At 61.0% G+C, this 22310-nt stretch carries 14 protein-coding genes; 8 read left to right on the top strand and 6 right to left on the bottom strand.

The window, feature by feature from the left end; all coding sequences use genetic code 11:
- Both V9L13_RS12470 and V9L13_RS12465 read left to right on the top strand, forming a co-directional pair.
- The gene (locus V9L13_RS12470) at positions 1–603 is read left to right on the top strand and encodes a DsbA family protein (RefSeq protein WP_171061881.1); all 603 of its coding nucleotides are present in this window, start codon (positions 1–3) and stop codon (positions 601–603) included.
- On the top strand, positions 596–2413 hold the full coding sequence (locus V9L13_RS12465) for an ABC transporter ATP-binding protein (protein WP_338802661.1): 1818 nt from the start codon (positions 596–598) through the stop codon (positions 2411–2413). The genes V9L13_RS12470 and V9L13_RS12465 overlap by 8 nt, the downstream gene beginning before the upstream one ends.
- On the opposite strand, the gene V9L13_RS12460 is transcribed toward V9L13_RS12465, so the two are convergent.
- Positions 2414–7036: a hypothetical protein gene (locus V9L13_RS12460; RefSeq protein ID WP_338802659.1), complete on the bottom strand. Its 4623-nt coding sequence runs from the start codon at positions 7034–7036 to the stop codon at positions 2414–2416.
- A 173-nt stretch (positions 7037–7209) separates the two neighbouring features.
- Here V9L13_RS12460 and V9L13_RS12455 point away from each other — a divergent pair, with 173 nt between their 5' ends.
- Positions 7210–9669, top strand: coding sequence for an EAL domain-containing protein (locus V9L13_RS12455; RefSeq protein ID WP_338802658.1), 2460 nt, complete (start codon positions 7210–7212; stop codon positions 9667–9669).
- A gap of 46 nt (positions 9670–9715) precedes the next feature.
- On the top strand, positions 9716–10510 hold the full coding sequence (locus V9L13_RS12450) for an iron-containing redox enzyme family protein (RefSeq protein WP_338802657.1): 795 nt from the start codon (positions 9716–9718) through the stop codon (positions 10508–10510).
- A gap of 138 nt (positions 10511–10648) precedes the next feature.
- Here the strand turns inward: V9L13_RS12450 and V9L13_RS12445 are convergent, their stop codons facing one another.
- From V9L13_RS12445 to V9L13_RS12425, 5 genes are all read right to left on the bottom strand, one after another.
- A complete protein-coding gene (locus V9L13_RS12445; RefSeq protein ID WP_338802656.1) occupies positions 10649–11575 on the bottom strand; it encodes a GGDEF domain-containing protein in 927 nt (308 codons plus the stop codon).
- A gap of 362 nt (positions 11576–11937) precedes the next feature.
- Positions 11938–12678 (bottom strand): YciK family oxidoreductase, encoded by a 741-nt coding sequence (locus tag V9L13_RS12440; protein ID WP_003226924.1) that lies wholly within the window; start codon positions 12676–12678, stop codon positions 11938–11940.
- Between the two features lie 167 nt (positions 12679–12845).
- On the bottom strand, positions 12846–13517 hold the full coding sequence (mupP, locus tag V9L13_RS12435; RefSeq protein WP_003226921.1) for an N-acetylmuramic acid 6-phosphate phosphatase MupP: 672 nt from the start codon (positions 13515–13517) through the stop codon (positions 12846–12848).
- Between the two features lie 4 nt (positions 13518–13521).
- The gene (ubiG, locus tag V9L13_RS12430; protein ID WP_003226919.1) at positions 13522–14220 is read right to left on the bottom strand and encodes a bifunctional 2-polyprenyl-6-hydroxyphenol methylase/3-demethylubiquinol 3-O-methyltransferase UbiG; all 699 of its coding nucleotides are present in this window, start codon (positions 14218–14220) and stop codon (positions 13522–13524) included.
- Positions 14221–14278: 58 nt separating this feature from the next.
- Positions 14279–15613 carry a TRZ/ATZ family hydrolase gene (locus tag V9L13_RS12425; RefSeq protein WP_338802655.1) on the bottom strand — a complete coding sequence of 445 codons (1335 nt, stop codon included), beginning with the start codon at positions 15611–15613 and terminating at the stop codon, positions 14279–14281.
- Between the two features lie 108 nt (positions 15614–15721).
- On the opposite strand from V9L13_RS12425, the gene mtnA reads away from it, so the two are divergent.
- The 4 genes from mtnA to pheA all read left to right on the top strand — a co-directional run bounded on the left by mtnA (position 15722) and on the right by pheA (position 22299).
- A complete protein-coding gene (gene mtnA / locus V9L13_RS12420) occupies positions 15722–16798 on the top strand; it encodes an S-methyl-5-thioribose-1-phosphate isomerase (RefSeq protein WP_003226912.1) in 1077 nt (358 codons plus the stop codon).
- A gap of 426 nt (positions 16799–17224) precedes the next feature.
- A complete protein-coding gene (gyrA, locus tag V9L13_RS12415; RefSeq protein WP_103484385.1) occupies positions 17225–19879 on the top strand; it encodes a DNA gyrase subunit A in 2655 nt (884 codons plus the stop codon).
- A 240-nt stretch (positions 19880–20119) separates the two neighbouring features.
- Entirely contained in the window at positions 20120–21205 is a 1086-nt protein-coding gene (gene serC, locus V9L13_RS12410) for a 3-phosphoserine/phosphohydroxythreonine transaminase (protein WP_103484384.1), read from the top strand.
- Positions 21205–22299: a prephenate dehydratase gene (pheA, locus tag V9L13_RS12405; RefSeq protein ID WP_003226907.1), complete on the top strand. Its 1095-nt coding sequence runs from the start codon at positions 21205–21207 to the stop codon at positions 22297–22299. The genes serC and pheA overlap by 1 nt, the downstream gene beginning before the upstream one ends.
- The last annotated feature ends 11 nt before the right edge of the window (positions 22300–22310 follow it).

Genomic DNA, 22310 nt, shown 5'->3' with positions numbered 1-22310 from the left:
ATGTGTTCCTGGTGCTGGGGTTTCGCCCCGGTCGCCAAGGCCTTGGTCGAGCAGGCGCAGGCAGCCGGAGTGGAGCTGCACCTGGTGGTCGGCGGGCTGCGCACCGGCAGCGGTGCGGCGCTGGAACCGACCACGCGGCGCTACATCCTCGAGCACTGGCAAGCGGTCACCGAGGCCACCGGCCAGCCGTTCAAATTCGACGGCGCGTTGCCCGACGGTTTCGTCTACGACACCGAGCCAGCCTGCCGGGCGATCGTCACCGCGCGCAGTCTGGCGCCGGATTGTGCGTGGACACTGGTCGGCCTGATCCAGCAGGCGTTTTACGCTGAAGGCCGCGATGTCACCCAGGCCAGCGTGTTGGTCGAGCTGGCGGAGCAGGCCGGCGTGCCACGTATCGAATTTGCCGCGCTGTTCGATCATGCCGATCAGCACAAAGCCACTCAGGCTGATTTCAGCTGGGTGCAGGATCTGGGCATCGCCGGGTTCCCGACCCTGCTCGCCGAGCGCAACGGCCAACTGGCGCTGCTGACCAACGGCTATCAACCGCTCAGCGAACTCTCGCCGCTGCTTGGTCGCTGGCTGGAGCGCGCCGCCTGTGCCTGACCTGGCCGATGACACGCCAGCCGTAAAGCGTGTCGACCGGCTGAGCTGGGCAGAAGTCCGGCGTCTGGCGCTACATCACAAGAAATCCCTGTGGATCGCCAACGGCGTGGCCGTGCTGGCGACGCTGTGCAGCGTGCCGATTCCGTTGCTGCTGCCCTTGCTGGTGGACGAAGTCCTGCTCGGCCATGGCGACGCTGCGTTGAAAGTCATGAACCATGTGTTGCCGTCGATGTGGCAACAGGCGGCGGGCTACATCGGCCTGATGCTGGTGGTCACTCTGACCCTGCGTTGCAGTGCCCTGTGCTTTGGCGTGTTGCAGGCGCGGCTGTTTGCGCGGCTGGCCAAGGACATCGTCTACCGCATTCGTGTGCGGTTGATCGAGCGCCTGAAAAGGATTTCCCTCGGCGAATACGAAAGCCTCGGCAGCGGCACCGTGACCACGCATCTGGTCACCGACCTCGACACCCTCGACAAGTTTGTCGGCGAAACCCTCAGCCGTTTTCTGGTGGCGATGCTGACCCTGGTCGGCACCGCGAGCATCCTGATGTGGATGCACTGGAAGCTGGCGCTGCTGATCCTGCTGTTCAACCCGCTGGTGATCTACGCCACGGTGCAATTGGGCAAACGGGTCAAGCACCTGAAGAAGCTCGAGAACGACAGCACCTCGCGCTTCACTCAGGCCCTGAGCGAAACCCTCGATGCCATCCAGGAAGTGCGGGCCGGCAACCGTCAGGGTTTCTTCCTCGGCCGCCTCGGTCTGCGCGCGCAGGAAGTGCGTAATTATGCGGTCAACTCGCAGTGGAAAACCGACGCTTCGAACCGTGCCAGCGGTCTGCTGTTCCAGTTCGGCATCGACATCTTCCGCGCGGCTGCGATGCTCACCGTGCTGTTTTCCGACCTGTCGATCGGCCAGATGCTCGCGGTGTTCAGCTACCTGTGGTTCATGATTGGCCCGGTCGAGCAACTGCTCAATCTGCAATACGCCTATTACGCGGCGGGCGGCGCGCTGGCGCGGATCAACGAACTGCTGGCGCGGGCTGACGAACCGCAATACCCGGGCGGCGTCGATCCGTTCAAGGGTCGGGAAACCGTGGGCATTGAGGTGCAGGGGTTGAGCTTCGGTTACGGCGATGAGCTGGTGGTGGATCAGATGAACCTGTCCATCGCCCCCGGTGAGAAAGTTGCGATTGTCGGCGCCAGCGGCGGCGGCAAAAGCACTTTGGTGCAACTGTTGTTGGGGCTGTACACGCCGTTGTCCGGGAGCATCCGTTTCGGTGGTTCGACCCAGCAGGAAATCGGCCTGGAGCTGATTCGCGAAAACGTCGCGGTGGTGTTGCAGCATCCGGCGCTGTTCAACGACAGCGTGCGCGCCAACCTGACCATGGGCCGCACCCGCAGCGACGAAGCCTGCTGGCAGGCGCTGGAAATCGCCCAGTTGGAAGCGACCATCCGCGCCTTGCCCGACGGTCTGGACAGCATTGTCGGTCGCGCCGGCGTACGCCTCTCCGGCGGTCAGCGCCAGCGCCTGGCGATTGCACGGATGATCCTCGCCGAGCCGAAAGTGGTGATTCTCGACGAAGCCACTTCGGCCCTCGATGCTGCCACCGAATACAACCTGCATCAGGCCATGGCGCGTTTTCTCAGCGGCCGCACCACGCTGATCATTGCCCATCGCCTGTCGGCGGTGAAGCAGGCGGATCGGGTGCTGGTGTTCGATGGCGGGCAAGTGGCCGAGGATGGCGGCCACCAGCAACTGATCGCCGATGGTGGCCTCTACGCCAAACTCTACGGCCATCTGCAGCGCCTGTAATCAGCCCCACAGCACCTGCAACGCCGCCTCGCCGCCGTCGTGTCCGAACTGCTTCATCACCACCGAACAGGATTCGCACGGGCGCATGGTCGTCGCGATGTCGACCGCGCGGATCTCTGTAGGAACCGGGTATTTCTCGCGTAGCACGCTGATCAGTTTGCTTTCGCTGTCCAGTGAGGTCGGCCGACTGGTCTGCGTCGGTTGATAGCTTTTCAAGTCCTTGATGGTCAGCGGCACGGCCAGCAATTGCCCTTGCTCGGTGACCTCCAGCGAGGTTCGTGGAAAGGTCGGGTTGTAGTCGATATTGATGTAAGTGGTTTCACCGATCCGCACATGATTGGCACCCATGTGGCGAAACAACGGCAGACGCTGGGTGCTGCCTTGAGCGCCGGACACGCTGACGTAGATCTCCCGTTTGCCGCTGGCCGTGGTGACTTCGGCATAGGCGATGTTACGTGCGTTGACCGGCCGCTCACGCACGGGCAACAAGTTGTGCAGTTTCTGCATGGCACTGTCGATGCGCAGGGCCGCGTTGCTGTTGGCCGGGTTGATTGTGGGTGACAAAAACAACGTGTCGAAAATCTCTGCGGTTTTCTGCCGAAAGGCTTCGGGCGCTTCCTTGCTGCGCGCCCACGTGACGGCACCTTCGGGTAGCCGGGTGACGATCATCCGTGTCGAGTGATCGAACATCAGCGCCTCGCCCGGGCTGGTGTCGACCTTCAGCCATTTCATGTTGTTTGCTGGAATGGCCGTGGTGCCGATGGGGATCGCGATCTGCTCCATGGTGCGCATCGCGCGCTCGACTGATTCAAGACCATGGATGCGCACCATGTTGTTGGCATGCAGCGAGCCGGTGTAGACGGTCAGCAGTTCCGCACCGAGGGTGCCGTCGGCCAGCTCTTGCGACGTCAGGCGCCTGAAGGTCAATTGATCGGGCGCTTTTTGACCCTTGGCGATGGTGGCCAGGTAGTACTCCTGGCTGTTGATTCGGAAAAAAACGTAGGAGGCCGAGTCATCGATGGCCGGCATCAGCACCGCACCAACCTGATGTGAGTCATTGATCCCGTCATAGGTGCCGCCGGTTTTTATCCGCGCATAAATGCCTTTGCGAAACTGCAACGTGGCTTGGATCTGTTGCCTCGGTACCAGCCTGACCTGCTTGAAGCCCAGCCGACGCAGATCGCCGGTGAACAGCCTCGGACGGTTATCGATGATCTGATAAAGCTTGTCATCGACCGCCAGGAACGTTCCGTCTTTCCGGGGCAGGGCGCCCGGCTCCGAAACCCGCTCGCCGAACCATGGCGCGTAACCCTTTTCCTTGTCGATCGTGCCGAGGGCGGGGGTCGGAGCGGGTTCGGCGGTGATGTAGCTGACGCGGCAGTCGCCCGCGCCCGGTGCGCGGCGTATCCGGCACGGCAGCAGCGTCCAGTGCCGACTGTCATCGAGCAGATCGACCCGGCGCAGTTCATCGCCGTCTAGTCGATAGGGCACATCATCGATCAAGACCGTGGTGCGTCCGCCAGCCTCGGGGACAAGCTCGATGCGGGTATTCGGCGCCAGTTCGATATCGAGCTGATCGTCGGTTTTTTTCACGGCGCTGTAGTGCGAGCGTCCCAGCGAAAAATCATGCTCGTGTGCGAGCAACCGCGGCCCATAAGGGCGCTCGGACAGCGGATCGAGCAAGTGATACCGCGAGCCGCCGACGTTGCGCACCGGCACATCGTCAACGCCCCTGACCATGGCCAGATGATCGGCAGGGTTCAGCGCTTTCCAGCGCCCGGCATCCAGTGCATGGGGCAGACGGTGCAGCAGGTCATAGTCAGCGCTTTTGCCGGCCAGCCTTTTCAGCCGCGCCATGGCACGGTGTTCCAGATGCGCCACCGCACGCACTGCACCGATCGCGCCTCGACCACCGAGCTTGAGCAAAGCAGGCGCAGCGTCCAGCGGATTGAAGTTTCTCAAGCTCGAAATCAGCAGGTTTTTTGACAATTGCGCCATGCGTGGCAGGGCGACGCGAATCGCCATTTTCCCGGCCACGGCAGCGAGGCGAATGCTGCCGGCGACGAACTTGCCCAAGGGAATCGCGAACGAGACGATATCGAGGAACAGGCCGAGCACGCCCAGTGCGACTTTTCCCGGACTGTCCGACTGCAGGTCTTCAAGACTGCCCCAGAACGGGATAAAGCCCTTGAGGGCATGAATCCAGTGCTTTTTGCGGCTGTCGCGCTCGAAACCGGTGTCACCCCAAGCCTCACTGCGCAGCGCCTGCTCATCGACATAGAACAACTCGGTCGCAATGGACGCGGCGATTTTCACCGCGCGCGGCGAGGTGAAGCTCAGGTTCGGCGAACTGTCGTGATGGGCCGCCGGGATCAGCGAAGCGGGGAGGGGGTTGCCCAGCGGTTCGAGGATGGCGATGCACTTGGCGTCGGGGGCGGGTGTCGAACCGTTCCAGTGGGCTTCTCGATCGAATGGCAGGCGGCGGGCGACGATGCGGGTGATGCTCTGGCCCTTGGTACGTCCACGTTTGGGCGGTAGGGGTGGCAATAACAGACCGCCAACATGTGTGCCATCCAGATCCGGGCGTTTACGAATGATGCCGGCGCGTGGCAGGCATTCGTAGAATTGTGGCGGGCCCTGATACGTCGCCTGCAGCACGAAGCCCATGCGGGCCCGGTAAGGCAGGATGTTTTCCAGTGTTTCCAGGTGAGATTCGATGTGCCATGTCGGGTCGCGGAGGCCGAGAATCCTCACTTCGCCGTGCTCCAGTGCCTGGCGGTCAGCCCACGGCAGTGTGACCAGCAGCGACTTGATCAGATATTCATAGGCCTTGCGGGTCTTGCTCCGATAGTCGTCGAACTGCTGCTCGAACAAGGCCTTGATCTCGGGCAGGGTGCAGTTGCTCGGGAATCGGGAAATGGGGCGGCCAGGTTGGTTGGTATTGATGAAGCCGCTTTGCAGTTTGCCTGCTGCGTTGAGGCTGATCCATTCGCTGGCACTGCGGCCATCGTGGCTGACATACCAGCGCGTGTCGCTGCTCAACCCACCGGCGGCATAGACCTCCAGCAGCGGCCAGGTGGGCAATGCCACATCCGGGGTATCGATAATGCTGCGCCGGCTACGGTTGGGCGCTGAAGGATGGTGGCGTTTGAGGCGAATCGCCGTGTGATCGTACAGCTCGTTGGCCAGCGCCTTGTCCAGTTGCTGTTTTGCCAGGGCGAGTCGCCGGGGCGGCTCGATGTCCAGTTGCAGGATCGCCGTGTTCATCTGCTTCTTGTGGTCTTCCAGCGCTTGCAGCGCCGCGTGATCGCCATCGCCGGATGTCTCGGTCACTGCCGTCTGGGCGCCGGTGGCCAGTGTCCAGGTCTGTGCGGCAGTCACTCGGGTCATGGCGATCAGGGTTTGCAGGCCGGTGCTGGCGTTTTCGCTTTTGTTGAGCGGCAGATCGACCAGTTGCTGAAAGCTCAGATGTTCCGGCAACTGTGGATCAAGGGCATGGGCGAGGTGCACGCCATGCACGAAATTGACCCAGACCACCGAGCTGGCGTACGGCAGGTCGTCAGGAATATCGCGCACTTGAAAATCCAGTCCGAACTTCGTCAGGCATACCCATCCCAGCAGATGTTTTTCGGTCGGGGTCGAGGTTCGGTGAGAATCCTCCAGGTGCTGTAAAAAGTCTCGGCGAATGGCGGCGTAGCTGGTGCCGTAGTGAGCGCGTTGTTCCAGCGCAAAACCGGCCACGTGGGTCGAGCTGCCTTCGCCGGGCAGTTCGTACCACAGGCACAACGCTTCGAGCAGTAAACGCAGGCCGATATCGGGGGCGGTCGGTTCATCGGGCCGCGCGCCATACCATTGCAGTTTCTGCAGCAGGCGCTGGCCCAGTTCGCGCGCCTTGGGCGTGTCGAGCAGGCGTTCCAGGCAGGCGGCGGGCTGTTGTTCCAGTTGCTGACGGGTGAAAGGGGGCGTTACTTCGCCGGCCAGGCTGTCGATGGCCGACAGGGCTTTGCCGGTAAGCCAGTCGCCAATCAGGTCGTGAATCGCGGCTTTGTCATCGTCGCTCATCAGTACCGTCAGCGCCGGCTGGTGTCGCAGATTCAGTCGGTGGCCGGCGCGTTGTTCTTCGACCTTGCGGATCAGCCGGGCCAGTGCCGTGGCGTCTGGTGCGTCCGCAAATGTGAACCCGGACTCACGCAGCAGTTGTGACAACGGCAGCAGCCTGTCGGAACGCAGGTGTGCGCCTATACTCAGCAACGCTCGCTGAAATTCTTGAATTGTGCTGGAGGCCCGGGTGACATCCTCGATGGCGTAGCGGGCGGAACTGCCATCGGGACGGTTGAAGGAAAAGCTGCAGTGACCGGCTGCGGCGTCGACTTGCAGCAGTGATCCTCTGGACGCTTGCAGGTGAGCCGCCAACAGCGGTTCGGCGCTGTCTTCGAACAGCGCTTGCAGAAGGTTTTGCGCCTGGTCGTGTGCAGTACCCAGGCGTGAATGTGTCTGGGGCGTGAGGTAGTAGGTCTCCACTGACGCTGAAGCGTCGATGACGGCGCGCAGGGCGGTGATCATTGCCCTGTATTCGCTCTGTTGGGCAGTATGGCGTTGCAACGTGGCGGAAGGTGGCTGCATGGAAAACGGCTCTGGAATGATTGAAAGCCGTCAGTGTCGAAGCATGGCGAACAGCGGGTGCGGTACATACGTATCGCCGGTTGAAAATGTCCTGGCTTGCTGGAAGGGGTCGCCCCCCGGTCTGGCTCTGGCGGTCTCCCCTTGAAGATGACAGTGCGTGCGCAAAGGACCTCATGAAGCAAAAAAGGACTCTCGGAACGCCACGGTTGTTGGGCATCGTCTGGCCATTTATTGCCGTCGTGTTATTTCAGGCTTTACTGGGGGGCGTGAGTCTGTACGTCCTGTCGGCCGTTCGCGGCTATGTCGCCGGCGAGAGTCTCTGGTCCAAGGGCCAGAAGGACGCCATCTATTACCTGAACCTGTATGCCGACAGCCGCGACGAGGCGATCTTCCTCAAATACAAGGAAGCGATTGCCGTGCCTCAGGGCGGTCACCAGTTGCGTCTGGCGCTGGATCGCCAGCCGCCGGATCTGCAGGCAGCACGGGAGGGGATCCTCAAGGGCGGCAACCATCCTGATGATGTGTCGAGCCTGATCTGGCTGTACCTCAATTTTCGTCATTTCAGTTATCTGGAAACCGCGATCGACCGCTGGACCATCGGCGACGCCTATCTGGTGCAACTGGACAATGTCGCGCGCGAGATGCATCAGGGCATCAGCGAAAACATCGCGACGCCGGCTGATATCCAGCACTGGAAAGCGCAGATCTTTGCCATTAACGACGGTGTGACGCCGGCGGCCAAGGCGTTCAGCGATGCCTTGGGCGAAGGCTCGCGGATGATCCTGCGCCTGCTGTTGTTCACCAACCTGGCCACAGCGCTGGGGTTGATCGTGCTGGCATTGTTGCGCACCCACAAACTGCTCAAGCAGCGCCATGCCTTTGCCCAGGCGCTGCAGCTGGAGAAGGATCGGGCGCACATCACTCTGCAATCGATTGGCGACGGGGTGATCACCACCGATGTCAACGGCGCGATCGATTACATGAACCCTGCGGCCGAAGCCATGACGCACTGGAAGTCCGAGCACGCAGCGGGGCTGCCTCTGGCCGCGTTGTTCAATCTCCTGGACGACAACGCGCAGGCCGAAGGGCTGACGCTGATCGAGCATATTCTCAGCGGCCAACTGGTCGGCGGCAGCGAGCACTCCAAGCTGATCCAGCGCCTGGACGGCAGTACGGTTTCTGTGACGCTGGTGGGCGCGCCGATCCGCAATGCCGAGAAGGTTATCGGTACGGTGCTGGTGCTGCATGACATGACTCAGGAACGGCAGTACATCGCCAACTTGTCGTGGCAGGCGACCCACGATGCCCTGACCGGTCTGGCCAACCGCCGCGAATTCGAGTATCGCCTGGAGCAGGCCCTGCACAACCTGACGCGCCAGCCCGGTCGGCATGCGCTGATGTTCCTTGATCTGGACCAGTTCAAACTGGTCAACGACACCTGTGGTCACGCCGCCGGCGATGAGTTGCTGCGGCATATCTGCACCCTGTTGCAATCGGGCTTGCGCGAGAGCGACACCCTGGCGCGGCTGGGTGGCGACGAGTTCGGCATTCTGCTGGAGAACTGCGCCCCGGATGCCGCCGAGAAAATCGCCGAGAGCCTGCGCCAGACCGTTCAGAACCTGCACTTCGTGTGGAAGGGACGGCCGTTTTTGACCACTGTGAGCATCGGCCTGGTGCACATCGCCCAGACCCCGACCACCCTCGAAGCGTCATTGCGCGCGGCCGACATGGCTTGCTACATGGCCAAGGAAAAGGGCCGCAACCGGGTGCAGGTCTATCACGCCGATGATTCCGAACTGTCGCTGCGCTTCGGCGAAATGGCCTGGGTGCAGCGCCTGCACATGGCACTGGAAGAAAACCGCTTCTGCCTTTATGCCCAGGAAATCGCTCCGCTGGGTTCCACGGCGGAGGGCGGCGGGCACATCGAAATACTCTTGCGTCTGCATGACGAGGCCGGGCGGATGATCCTGCCGGACAGTTTCATCCCGGCGGCCGAACGATATGGCCTGATGAGTCAACTGGACCGTTGGGTCGTCGAGAATGTTTTTAAAGTCATTGCCCAATGTATTGCCGAACAACATGAAGGTCCGTTGGCAATGTGTGCGATTAATCTTTCAGGCATTACTATCGGAGATGACGCGTTCTTGCACTTCCTGCGTGAACAGTTTGTTGTTTACGCCATACCACCTGAAATGATTTGTTTTGAAATTACTGAAACCAGTGCAATTGCAAATCTCGGGAGTGCAATTCGATTTATTAATGAACTCAAAGGCTTAGGTTGTTACTTCTCCCTTGATGACTTTTGTGCCGGAATGTCTTCATTCGCTTATTTGAAACATTTGCCTGTAGACTTCCTGAAGATCGACGGGAGTTTCGTAAAGGATATGCTGGACGACCCGATTAACCGCGCTATGGTCGAAGTGATCAATCACATCGGGCATGTCATGGGTAAGCAGACAATTGCCGAGTTTGTCGAGACAACCCAGATCGAGCAGGCATTGCTTGAAATCGGGGTGGATTACGCTCAGGGTTATGTCATCGAACGCCCGCAGTTGTTTACCTGCGACAGTTTGCAAAGTCGGCCCGCCAGACCGCAGCCGTTGTTGTTCAAGGCGCCTGGCACGTTCCGTTGAAAGCTCTTGCCGATCCTTACAATCACAAATCAAAAGGAGCCGAACAGTGATCGACACATTCAACCGAACCGGACCACTCATGGAAGCTGCAAGTTATCCCGCCTGGGCTCAACAGCTCATAACGGATTGCAGCGAGAGCAAGCGCCGGGTTGTCGAACATGAACTGTACATGCGCATGCGCGATAACAAGCTCAGTGCGAAAACCATGCGCCAGTACCTGATCGGGGGCTGGCCAGTCGTCGAACAGTTTGCGTTGTATATGGCACAGAACCTGACCAAGACCAGGTTTGCCCGTCATCCTGGGGAGGATATGGCGCGCCGCTGGCTGATGCGCAACATCCGCGTCGAACTCAATCATGCCGACTACTGGCTGAACTGGAGTCGCGCGCATGGCGTCAGCCTGGAGGATCTGCAGGCCCAGCAAGTCCCGCCGGAACTGCACGCCCTGAGTCACTGGTGCTGGCATACGAGCTCGGCCGATTCGCTGATCGTCGCCATCGCCGCCACCAACTACGCCATCGAGGGTGCGACCGGGGAGTGGTCGGCGCTGGTCTGCTCTACCGGGGTGTACGCCGCGGCGTTCCCGGAAGAAGACCGCAAGCGTGCGATGAAGTGGCTGAAGATGCATGCCCAGTACGACGACGCCCACCCATGGGAAGCGCTGGAAATCATCTGCACGCTGGCAGGCATGAACCCGAGCAAGGCGCTGCAGGCCGAACTGCGTCAGGCGGTGTGCAAGAGTTACGACTACATGTACCTGTTCCTTGAGCGCTGCATGCAACTGGAAACTGCCGAGCGGGCGTTGCACGGGCGTGAACGCCGGGCACTTGTAGAGAGCTGATTCTCGGCAAAACGCCAAACCAAATGTGGGAGCGGGCTTGCTCGCGAAAGCGGTGTATCAGTCAAACAATTGCTAACTGACACACCGCTTTCGCGAGCAAGCCCGCTCCCACAGTTGTTTTGTGGTGTCCGAAAGTGCTCAGCCAGCCATCGCCAGGCGGTTACGCCCCTCGCGCTTGGCCACATACAGCGCACTGTCGGCCCGGCGCAGCAGGCTGTCGGCTGATTCCCCGGGCAGCAGCGTCGAGCAGCCAAGGCTCACGGTCAGGTCGATCAACTGGCTGTCCGCGAAATATTCCGCAGTCTGTGCGGCATGGCGAAGACGTTCGCCCACCATGGCCGCCGCGTCCCGGCCGGTGTTGGACAGCAGGATCACAAACTCTTCCCCGCCATAGCGAAACACCATGTCGACGTTACGTAACTGACCCTTGATCGACGCCGCCACCGCTTTGAGCACGTCATCCCCGGCGCTGTGCCCGTGGCTGTCGTTGACCCGTTTGAAGTGGTCGATGTCGAGCATCAGCACCGACAACGGTTGCAGGTGTCGACGTGACATGTCGATCTCGCGTTGCAGGGTCTGCTCCATGGCGATGCGGTTGCCGGTTCCGGTCAACGGATCGCGCAGCGCACTTTGCGTCGCGGCGCGATAGAGCAGGGCGTTGCGCATCGGGAACAACAGCGACGACAGCAGGGACTCGAGGTTGCCCTGGTCCTGCTCGCTGAAACGCTGGTTGCGGCGGAACACCAGTTCGCCCAAGTGCTCGCCTTCGTGGCTGAGGCTGTAGCTGACCGAATGGTGACCGCGCGCGCCGAATTCCAGGCGCAGATCGCTGGCCGAATGCACATACATCAAGGCGTCCAGCGGCACCAGGCGCTGAACTTCGCGAAAAAACAGACCGAGTATTCGTTGCGGCTCAAGACTGGTTTGCAGTTGCAGGCTCATTTGCTGACGCAGTTGCGCCAGACTGGCCGGGCGATCCAGAAGCGGAGGCAGCTGACCAAAGCCCAGGCGTTGCAATTTGGCACTGTCAAAGTCAATTGCATTGGTCTGGGAAGGTGATTTCATATGGCGTGAGCCCCTAAGCAGTAAGTCTGTCTTACAGGCTGGGTGAGAGCGGCTATGGGCTGCGCGTCATACTGATCCATCAGTCCCGTAGGACATTTGGCGTAAGTTTAGTCTGCCTGATGACGATTAGTCAGCTATCGAAATCGGCCTTGCCCCAGTGCCTTCACACGGCATGCTTTGAGGAAAATTAGAGCGAAAGTCGTGCCATTCGGTTCATCTAAATTAAAACCGTTATGAATCAAAAGGATGGCGTTATTCTTTGGGGTTGGGTGGCGGATATTTGACTGGGATGTGACGCTGGCAGGCGGCAAATGTATGCCGCGACGGGAATCCGCCACGGCAACAAAAGCGACGTATGGCAGTTATTGCGCGTTGAACGCCTGGCCGTTGATGCCCGTGCTGTCCGGGCCCATCAGGTACAGATACACCGGCATGATCTCCTCCGGGGTCGGATTGTTCAGCGGGTTTTCCCCTGGGTAGGCTTGAGCACGCATGCTCGTACGGGTGCCGCCCGGGTTGATGCTGTTGGAGCGTACCGGTGCCACGCCGTCGACCTCGTCGGCCAGGGTTTGCATCAGGCCTTCGGTGGCGAACTTCGACACACCGTAGGCGCCCCAGTAAGCGCGCCCCTTGCGCCCGACGCTGCTGGAAGTGAACACCACCGAGGCATCCTGCGACAGCTTGAGCAGCGGCAGCAGGGTGCTGGTGAGCATGAACATGGCGTTGACGTTGACTTGCATGACACGCATGAAGTTTTCGCCCGACAGCTGTTCGATCGGCGTACGCGGGCCGATGATCGAGGCATTGTGCAGCAGGCCGTCGAGGTGGCCGAACTCGGTTTCGATCATCGCCGCCAGCTCATCGTATTGATGGGGCAGGGCCGTCTCGAGGTTGAACGGGATCACTGCCGGTTGCGGATGACCCGCTGCTTCGATCTCGTCGTAGACCTGAGTCAGATTGGCCTCGGTCTTGCCCAGCAGCAGCACGGTGGCGCCATGGGCGGCATAGGTTTTCGCGGCAGCCGCGCCGATGCCACGGCCGGCACCGGTGACCAGAATGACCCGATCCTTGAGCAATTCGGGACGGGCGGTGTAATCAAACATAAAAACCTCACAATCCATTCATGAAGACCTGCTTCCCTGTGGTGAGGGGATTTATCCCCGACCGGCTGCGAAGCAGTCGTAAACCTGCATGGCGAATCGACCTGAAAGAATGCGGGGGCTGCTTCGCAATTCATCGGGGATGAATCCCCTCGCCACAGGGGCCGTTTTCAGCAGCTGCAGAGCGCGCTGTCGAGCACCTTGCGCAATTCCAGCGGATGATCCACCACCACGTCCGCGCCCCAATGCCGCGGATTATCGTCCGGGTGGATATAGCCGTAGGTCACGGCGCAGGTCTTGGTGCCGGCATCGCGGCCCGATTCGATATCGCGCAGATCATCGCCCACAAACAAAACCGTCGATGGATCCAGATCAAGCATCTTGCACGCGAGGATCAGCGGCTCCGGGTCCGGCTTGCTGTTCTTCACGTGATCCGGGCAGATCAGCAGCGCCGAGCGCTCGGCCAGCCCCAGTTGCTGCATGATCGGCTCGGCAAACCGTACCGGTTTGTTGGTGACCACGCCCCAGATCAGGTTGGCCCGCTCGATGTCGGCCAGCAGCTCGCCCATGCCGTCGAACAGCTTGCTGTGTACGGCGCAACCGGCCAGGTAGCGTTCGAGGAATTCCTGGCGCAGTTCTTCGAAGCCCGGCGATTCCGGGTCCATCGAGAACGTCACCGCGACCATGGCTTTGGCGCCGCCGGATATCTCGTCGCGGATGTGCTTGTCGTTCATCGGCGGCAAGCCGCGATCCGCGCGCATCGCCTGACAGATGGCGATGAAGTCCGGCGCGGTGTCGAGCAGGGTGCCGTCCATGTCGAAAAGGACTGCTCTGATGGCCATCGGCTTACTCCTCGCGCAGGGTCTGGATCATGTAGTTGACGTCAACGTCGCTGGCCAGCTTGTAGTGTTTGGTCAGCGGGTTGTAGGTCAGGCCGATGATGTCTTTGACGGTCAGGCCGGCAACGCGGCTCCAGGCGCCCAGCTCGGACGGACGAATGAATTTCTTGAAGTCGTGGGTGCCGCGCGGCAGCAGCTTCATGATGTATTCGGCGCCGATGATGGCGAACAGGTACGCCTTCGGGTTGCGGTTGATGGTCGAGAAGAACACTTGGCCGCCGGGCTTGACCATGCGGTAGCAGGCACGGATCACCGACGACGGATCCGGTACGTGCTCGAGCATTTCCAGGCAAGTGACCACGTCGAACTGCTCAGGCATTTCCTCGGCCAGGGCTTCGGCGGTGATCTGCCGGTATTCGACGCTGACGCCGGATTCCAGCTGATGCAGTTGCGCGACCGCCAGTGGCGCTTCGCCCATGTCGATACCCATGACCGTGGCGCCGCGCTGGGCCATGGCTTCGCTGAGAATGCCGCCGCCGCAACCGACGTCGAGGACTTTCTTGCCGGCCAGGTTGACCCGCTCGTCAATCCAGTTGACCCGCAACGGGTTGATGTCGTGCAGCGGTTTGAATTCGCTTTCACGGTCCCACCAGCGATGGGCCAGGGCTTCGAATTTGGCGATTTCGGCGTGGTCGACGTTGCTCATGATCTATTCCTCGAAAAACTTGAAAAAGGCTGTAGCCGCGGAATCCGCTCCGCGGTGTTTACGATTCGGTGTGGCCGCTGATGCGCTGGCCCCAGGCCCGGGCAGTGACGCCCAGCTGTTGTTCGTCCAGGCGGGTCAGGCGCCGGTCGTCGAGTAACTGTTTGCCGGCGACCCACAGGTGTTTCACGCAGTCGCGGCCGGTGGCATAGATAAGCTGCGACACCGGGTCGTAGACCGGTTGCTGGGCCAGGCCGGACAGGTCGAACGCGACGATGTCCGCAGCCTTGCCGATCTCCAGCGAGCCGACCTGCGCCTCGATGCCCAGGGCACGGGCGCCGTTGAGCGTGGCCATGCGCAGCGCGCGATGGGCGTCCAGCGCGGTGGCCGAGCCAGCAACGGCTTTGGCCAGCAGCGCGGCGGTGCGGGTTTCGCCGAGCAGGTCGAGGTCGTTGTTGCTGGCGGCGCCATCGGTGCCGACGGCGACGTTCACGCCAGCCTGCCACAGACGCTCGACCGGGCAGAAACCGCTGGCCAGCTTCAGGTTCGATTCCGGGCAGTGGATCACGCTGGTGTTGCTTTCTACCAGCAATGCCAGATCGTCATCGCTGATCTGAGTTATGTGTACGGCCTGGAAGCGCGGGCCGAGCAGGCCGAGACGACCGAGACGGGCCAGTGGTCGCTCGCCGCGATGTTCCAGCGATTGCTGGACTTCGAAGGCGGTTTCGTGGACGTGCATGTGGATCGACGCGTCCAGCTCTTCGGCGATCACACGGATTTTTTCCAGGTTCTCGTCGCCCACGGTGTAGGGTGCATGTGGGCCGAAGGTGATCTTGATCCGTTCGTGATGCTTCAGGTCGCCGAACAGCTCGACGCCCTGACGAATTGCTTCATCGGCACTGGCGGCGCCGGGGATCGGGAAATCGAGGATCGGAATCGCGATCTGCGCGCGAATGCCGCTGTTGTGCACGCGCTCGCTGGCGACTTTCGGGAAGAAATACATGTCGGAAAAGCAGGTGATGCCACCCTTGATCTGCTCGGCAATCGCCAGATCGGTGCCATCACGGACGAAATCTTCATCGACCCATTTGGCTTCGGCCGGCCAGATGTGATTTTCCAGCCAGGTCATCAGCGGCAGATCGTCGGCCAGGCCACGGAACAATGTCATCGCCGCGTGGCCGTGGGCGTTGATCAGGCCCGGGCTGAGCAGCACGTCCGGCAACTCGCGGATTTCCGTGGCGTTACACTTCAATGCTTCGGCGCGCGGGCCGATAAACACGATGCGACCGTCGCGGATGCCCAGGCCATGCTCCTTGAGCACAACGCCTGCGGGTTCGACGGGTACCAGCCAGGTCGGCAGCAATAATAAGTCGAGCGCAATGGCAGGTTTCGGCATCGAGGGTCGGTTCCAGTGCTTTTGTAAAGGATGGCGAAGTATACCCGAGCGTCTTCGCGGGGGGATCGCTATAATCGGCGGCTTTTGTTCATGAGTGCGGGGTGAGGGATGCGCGATCGACTGTTGGCTGCGGAGAAAGTAAAGGCCATCGATTGGCGTGACGGCGCGCTTTACCTGCTGGATCAGCGTATTTTGCCGTTCGAGGAAACCTGGATTGCCTACACCAGCGCCGCCGGCGTAGCTGAGGCCATTCGCTCGATGGTGGTGCGTGGCGCGCCGGCCATCGGCATCAGTGCGGCTTATGGCATTGTGCTGGCGGCCCGTGCGCGGGTGGCCGAGGGCGGTGACTGGTACGCGGCGCTGGAGGAGGATTTCGCGCTGCTGGCCGATTCCCGCCCGACGGCGGTCAATCTGTTCTGGGCGCTCAATCGCATGCACGATCGACTGGATCGCCTGAAGGACAATGCCGATCCGCTGGCGGCGCTGGAAGCCGAGGCCATCGCCATTCATGAAAGTGATCGCGAAGCCAACCTGACCATGGCTCAGCTCGGCGTCGACCTGATCCGCAAACACCAGGGCAATGCCCAGGCGATTCTCACCCACTGCAATACCGGCGCCCTGGCCACTGGCGGTTTCGGTACCGCGCTGGGAGTGATTCGTGCGGCGTACCTGGAAGGCATGGTCGAGCGGGTTTATGCCGATGAAACCCGGCCATGGCTGCAGGGCTCGCGCCTGACCGCGTGGGAGTTGGCGAACGAAGGCATCCCGGTAACGCTCAATGCCGACTCGGCCGCCGCGCACATCATGAAAACCAAAGGCGTGACCTGGGTGATCGTCGGCGCTGATCGCATCACCGCCAATGGCGATGTGGCGAACAAGATCGGCACCTATCAACTGGCGGTCAACGCCATGCACCACGGCGTGCGTTTCATGGTGGTGGCGCCGAGTTCGACCATCGACATGCATCTGGCCAGTGGCGACGACATCCCGATCGAGGAGCGTGACGGCGCCGAGCTGCTGGAAGTCGGTGGCAAGCGCGTGGGGGCGGACGTCGAGGCGTTCAACCCGGTGTTCGACGTGACGCCGGCGGATCTGATCGATGCGATCGTTACCGAGAAGGGCATCGTCGAGCGACCGGATACGGCGAAGATGGCTCAGCTGATGTGCCGCAAGCGCCTGCATTGATGGGCTGTGGCGTCTGCAAGGACGCCATCGCCAGCAGGCTGGCTCCTACATTGATTGGTGTCGAACGCAAACCCTGTAGGAGTGAGCCTGCTCGCGATGGGGCCATCAAAGTCAATAAACATCTCCAAATCAAGCCCCAAATCTGCATTCAAAGAAGCTCTGAGCCTCTCTCGTCCCCTTTACGCCTGTCATCGGTCAACTAACTATGCTCCATGCGCATCTGGGGGATAGGTGCGTGGCGGCTCTTGTGATAACATCCGGCGTTTTCCGAGGCAGCTTCACGGAGCTGTCTTTACTGCGCAAATCCACGGTCCGAATTGTTGATTTGTCGTAAGTCGGCGCATGGCACTCAGCCTGCCCCGACGAGCTTCGTACATCCCATATGGATATGACGAAGTTTCACCAGAAAAAGGAATCAGGCTTCTCATGGGCGAACTGGCCAAAGAAATCCTCCCGGTCAATATCGAAGACGAGCTGAAACAGTCCTATCTCGACTACGCGATGAGCGTAATCGTCGGCCGTGCACTGCCGGATGCGCGCGATGGCCTCAAGCCCGTGCACCGTCGCGTACTGTTCGCGATGAGCGAGCTGGGCAACGACTTCAACAAGCCGTACAAGAAATCTGCCCGTGTTGTCGGTGACGTAATCGGTAAGTATCACCCGCACGGTGATACCGCGGTGTACGACACCATCGTCCGCATGGCTCAGCCTTTCTCCCTGCGCTACCTGCTGGTTGACGGTCAGGGCAACTTCGGTTCGGTCGACGGCGACAACGCTGCCGCCATGCGATACACCGAAGTGCGCATGACCAAGCTGGCGCACGAGCTGCTGGCCGACCTGCACAAGGAAACCGTGGACTGGGTGCCGAACTACGACGGCACCGAAATGATCCCGGCGGTGATGCCGACGCGCATCCCCAACCTGCTGGTCAACGGCTCCAGCGGTATCGCCGTGGGCATGGCGACCAACATTCCGCCGCACAACCTCGGTGAAGTCATCGACGGTTGCCTGGCCCTCATCGACAACCCTGAGCTGACCGTCGATGAGCTGATGCAGTACATCCCCGGTCCGGACTTCCCGACTGCCGCGATCATCAACGGTCGCGCCGGCATCATCGAAGCCTATCGCACTGGCCGCGGCCGCATTTACATGCGTGCCCGCTCGATCATCGAAGACATCGACAAGGTCGGTGGCCGTCAGCAGATCGTCATTACCGAACTCCCTTACCAGCTGAACAAGGCGCGTCTGATCGAGAAGATCGCCGAGCTGGTAAAAGAGAAGAAACTCGAAGGCATCACCGAGCTGCGCGACGAGTCCGACAAGGACGGTATGCGCGTCGTGATCGAACTGCGTCGCGGCGAAGTGCCTGAGGTGATCCTCAACAACCTCTACGCCCAGACCCAGCTGCAATCGGTATTCGGTATCAACATCGTCGCGCTGATCGACGGTCGTCCACGCATCCTGAACCTCAAGGATCTGCTGGAAGCCTTCGTCCGTCACCGTCGCGAAGTCGTCACCCGTCGTACCGTGTTCGAGCTGCGCAAGGCCCGCGAGCGTGGTCACATCCTCGAAGGCCAGGCCGTTGCCCTGTCGAACATCGACCCGGTGATCGCCCTGATCAAGGCGTCGCCGACCCCGTCGGAAGCCAAGGAAGCGCTGGTCAGCACGCCGTGGGAGTCCTCGGCGGTGGTAGCGATGGTGGAGCGTGCCGGTGCCGATTCGTGCCGTCCGGAAAACCTCGACCCGCAATACGGTCTGCGCGAAGGCAAGTACTTCCTGTCGCCAGAGCAGGCGCAAGCCATTCTGGAACTGCGTCTGCACCGTCTGACCGGTCTGGAACACGAGAAGCTGCTGGCCGAGTATCAAGAGATCCTCAACCAGATCGGCGAGCTGATCCGCATCCTCAACAGCGCCGTGCGCCTGATGGAAGTGATCCGCGAAGAGCTGGAAGTGATCCGCGCCGAATACGGCGACGTGCGCCGCACCGAGATTCTCGATGCGCGCCTCGATCTGACCCTGGGTGACATGATCCCGGAAGAAGAGCGCGTCGTGACCATCTCCCACGGTGGCTACGCCAAGACCCAGCCGCTGGCTGCGTACCAGGCTCAGCGTCGTGGCGGTAAAGGCAAGTCGGCGACCGGCGTCAAGGATGAGGACTACATCGCTCACCTGCTGGTCGCCAACAGCCACACCACGCTGCTGCTGTTCTCCAGCAAGGGCAAGGTGTACTGGCTGAAGACTTACGAAATTCCGGAAGCGTCCCGCGCCGCTCGTGGTCGTCCGCTGGTCAACCTGCTGCCGCTGGATGACGGTGAATACATCACCACCATGCTGCCGGTCGAGGAATACACCGAAGGTCACTTCATCTTCATGGCGACCGCCAACGGCACCGTCAAGAAGACCCCGCTGGAATCCTTCAGTCGTCAGCGCAGCGTCGGTCTGATCGCGCTGGAGCTGGACGAAGGCGACGTGCTGATCTCCGCGGCTATCACCGATGGCGAGCGCGAAGTGATGCTGTTCTCCGACGGCGGCAAGGTGACGCGCTTCAAAGAGTCCGATGTACGTGCCATGGGCCGTACCGCCCGCGGTGTGCGCGGCATGCGTCTGCCGGAAGGGCAGAAGCTGATTTCGATGCTGATCCCGGAAGAAGGCAGCCAGATCCTCACCGCTTCCGAGCGTGGTTATGGCAAGCGCACCGCGATCACCGAGTTCCCTGAGTACAAGCGTGGCGGCCAGGGCGTGATCGCCATGGTCAGCAACGAGCGTAACGGCCGTCTGGTCGGTGCGGTGCAGGTGCTCGACGGCGAAGAAATCATGCTGATCTCCGATCAGGGCACTCTGGTGCGTACCCGTGTCGACGAAGTGTCGAGCCTGGGTCGTAACACCCAGGGCGTGACCCTGATCAAACTGGCCAAGGATGAAACCCTGGTCGGTCTGGAGCGGGTTCAGGAGCCATCGGAAGTCGAAGGCGAAGAGCTGGAAGGTGAAGAGGGTGCCGTGTTCGAGGGGGATGTCGTGATCGACGACGTTGCCGAGGACCAGCAACTCGACGCCGCAGCTGACGAAGAGCCGCAGGAATAAGCGGACAAGCGAGGGGGCGGATGAAAATTCGCCCCCTTGTTATTTGTCCGGTATGAAACATCGGAGATCTCTTGTAGGAGTGAGCCTGCTCGCGATGCAGGCGCCGCGGTGCATCTGAACTACCGCAGTGATGTAATCGCGAGCAGGCTCACTCCTACAGGGTGATGCGCTTCCGGGCCGTTCCGGTGTCGACGATTAATGCGATTTAATGCGTGATATCAAATCAGAGCGAGATTGGATGTGAGCAAGCGAGCCTATAACTTCTGTGCCGGTCCTGCGGCGCTTCCTGAAGCTGTACTGCAACGTGCCCAGGGTGAACTCCTTGATTGGCACGGCAAGGGGCTGTCGGTCATGGAAATGAGCCATCGCAGTGATGAGTTCGTGTCCATTGCCACCCAGGCCGAGCAGGACCTGCGTGACCTGCTGAATATCCCGTCGAACTATAAAGTGCTGTTTCTGCAAGGTGGCGCCAGCCAGCAGTTTGCGCAGATCCCGCTGAATCTGTTGCCGGAAAACGGCAGCGCCGACTATATCGACACCGGTATCTGGTCGCAGAAAGCCATCGAAGAAGCCTCGCGCTACGGCCACGTCAACGTTGCCGCCACCGCCAAGCCTTATGATTATTTCGCCATTCCGGGCCAGAACGAGTGGAGCCTGTCGAAAGACGCCGCTTACGTTCACTACGCGCCGAACGAAACCATCGGCGGTCTGGAATTCCAGTGGATCCCGGAAACCGGCGACGTACCGCTGGTGGCCGACATGTCGTCGGACATTCTCTCGCGTCCGGTCGATATCTCGCGATTCGGCATGATCTACGCCGGCGCGCAGAAGAACATCGGCCCGAGCGGCATCGTCGTCAATATCATCCGCGAAGACCTGCTGGGCAAGGCGCGTTCGCTGTGCCCGACCATGCTCAACTACAAGGTCGCGGCCGATAACGGCTCGATGTACAACACGCCGCCGACCCTGGCCTGGTACCTCTCCGGCCTGGTGTTCCAGTGGCTGAAGGAGCAGGGCGGCGTCGAAGCGATTGCCAAGCTCAATGACGTCAAGCAGCGCACGCTGTACGACTTCATCGACGCCAGCGGTCTCTACAGCAACCCGATCAACAAGTCGGATCGCTCGTGGATGAACGTGCCGTTCCGTCTGGCTGACGATCGTCTGGACAAGCCGTTCCTCGCCGGTGCCGACGCGCGTGGCTTGCTCAACCTCAAGGGCCACCGCTCCGTGGGCGGTATGCGCGCCTCCATCTACAACGCCGTCGACATCACCGCCGTCAATGCGCTGGTGGCGTACATGGCTGAATTCGAGAAGGAACACGGCTGATGTCCGAGCAAGAACTCAAGGCACTGCGCGTTCGCATCGATGCTCTGGACAGCAAGGTCCTCGAGCTGATCAGCGAGCGTGCCCGCTGCGCCCAGGAAGTCGCGCGAGTAAAGATGGCCTCGCTGGCCGAAGGCGAAGTGCCGGTGTTCTATCGTCCCGAGCGTGAAGCTCAGGTGCTCAAGCGCGTGATGGAGCGCAATCAGGGGCCGCTGGGTAACGAAGAGATGGCGCGGTTGTTCCGCGAAATCATGTCTTCGTGCCTGGCGCTCGAGCAGCCGCTGAAAGTGGCTTACCTCGGCCCTGAAGGCACCTTTACCCAAGCGGCGGCCATGAAGCACTTCGGTCACGCGGTGATCAGCAAGCCGATGGCGGCGATCGACGAAGTGTTCCGTGAAGTGGCGGCGGGGGCGGTGAACTTTGGCGTGGTGCCGGTGGAAAACTCCACCGAAGGCGCGGTCAACCACACCCTCGACAGCTTCCTTGAACACGACATGGTGATCTGCGGCGAAGTCGAGCTGCGCATTCACCATCATTTGCTGGTCGGTGAAAACACCAAGACTGACAGCATCAGTCGCATCTACTCCCATGCGCAATCGCTGGCCCAGTGTCGCAAGTGGCTGGACGCGCATTACCCGAATGTCGAGCGCGTGGCAGTATCGAGCAACGCCGAAGCGGCCAAGCGGGTCAAGGGTGAGTGGAACTCGGCGGCGATTGCCGGCGACATGGCGGCAGGCCTGTATGGCCTGACCCGTCTGGCCGAGAAGATCGAAGACCGTCCGGACAACTCGACGCGCTTCCTGATGATCGGTAACCAGGAAGTGCCGCCGACCGGCGACGACAAGACCTCGATCATCGTTTCGATGAGCAACAAGCCCGGTGCGCTGCATGAGCTGCTGGTGCCGTTCCATGACAACGGGATCGACCTGACCCGGATCGAAACCCGTCCGTCGCGCAGCGGCAAATGGACTTACGTGTTCTTCATCGACTTCGTCGGCCACCACCGTGATCCGTTGATCAAGGGCGTGCTGGAAAAGATCAGTCAGGAAGCAGTAGCACTCAAAGTGCTGGGTTCCTACCCGAAAGCAGTTCTCTAAGGGCGGTAGCA

It is taken from the genome of Pseudomonas sp. RSB 5.4, assembly GCF_037126175.1.
GTDB lineage: Bacteria > Pseudomonadota > Gammaproteobacteria > Pseudomonadales > Pseudomonadaceae > Aquipseudomonas > Aquipseudomonas fluorescens_H.
This window is presented reverse-complemented; position numbering and strand designations above follow the sequence as displayed.

Coding starts and splice junctions, on each gene's coding strand:
- pheA (WP_003226907.1), top strand. CDS start 21,205: ATGTCCGAGCAAGAACTCAAGGCACTGCGCGTTCGCATCGATGCTCTG.
- mtnA (WP_003226912.1), top strand. CDS start 15,722: ATGCGCGATCGACTGTTGGCTGCGGAGAAAGTAAAGGCCATCGATTGG.
- V9L13_RS12455 (WP_338802658.1), top strand. CDS start 7,210: ATGAAGCAAAAAAGGACTCTCGGAACGCCACGGTTGTTGGGCATCGTC.
- mupP (WP_003226921.1), bottom strand. CDS start 13,517: ATGGCCATCAGAGCAGTCCTTTTCGACATGGACGGCACCCTGCTCGAC.
- gyrA (WP_103484385.1), top strand. CDS start 17,225: ATGGGCGAACTGGCCAAAGAAATCCTCCCGGTCAATATCGAAGACGAG.
- V9L13_RS12425 (WP_338802655.1), bottom strand. CDS start 15,613: ATGCCGAAACCTGCCATTGCGCTCGACTTATTATTGCTGCCGACCTGG.
- ubiG (WP_003226919.1), bottom strand. CDS start 14,220: ATGAGCAACGTCGACCACGCCGAAATCGCCAAATTCGAAGCCCTGGCC.
- V9L13_RS12470 (WP_171061881.1), top strand. CDS start 1: ATGTGTTCCTGGTGCTGGGGTTTCGCCCCGGTCGCCAAGGCCTTGGTC.
- V9L13_RS12460 (WP_338802659.1), bottom strand. CDS start 7,036: ATGCAGCCACCTTCCGCCACGTTGCAACGCCATACTGCCCAACAGAGC.
- V9L13_RS12445 (WP_338802656.1), bottom strand. CDS start 11,575: ATGAAATCACCTTCCCAGACCAATGCAATTGACTTTGACAGTGCCAAA.
- V9L13_RS12440 (WP_003226924.1), bottom strand. CDS start 12,678: ATGTTTGATTACACCGCCCGTCCCGAATTGCTCAAGGATCGGGTCATT.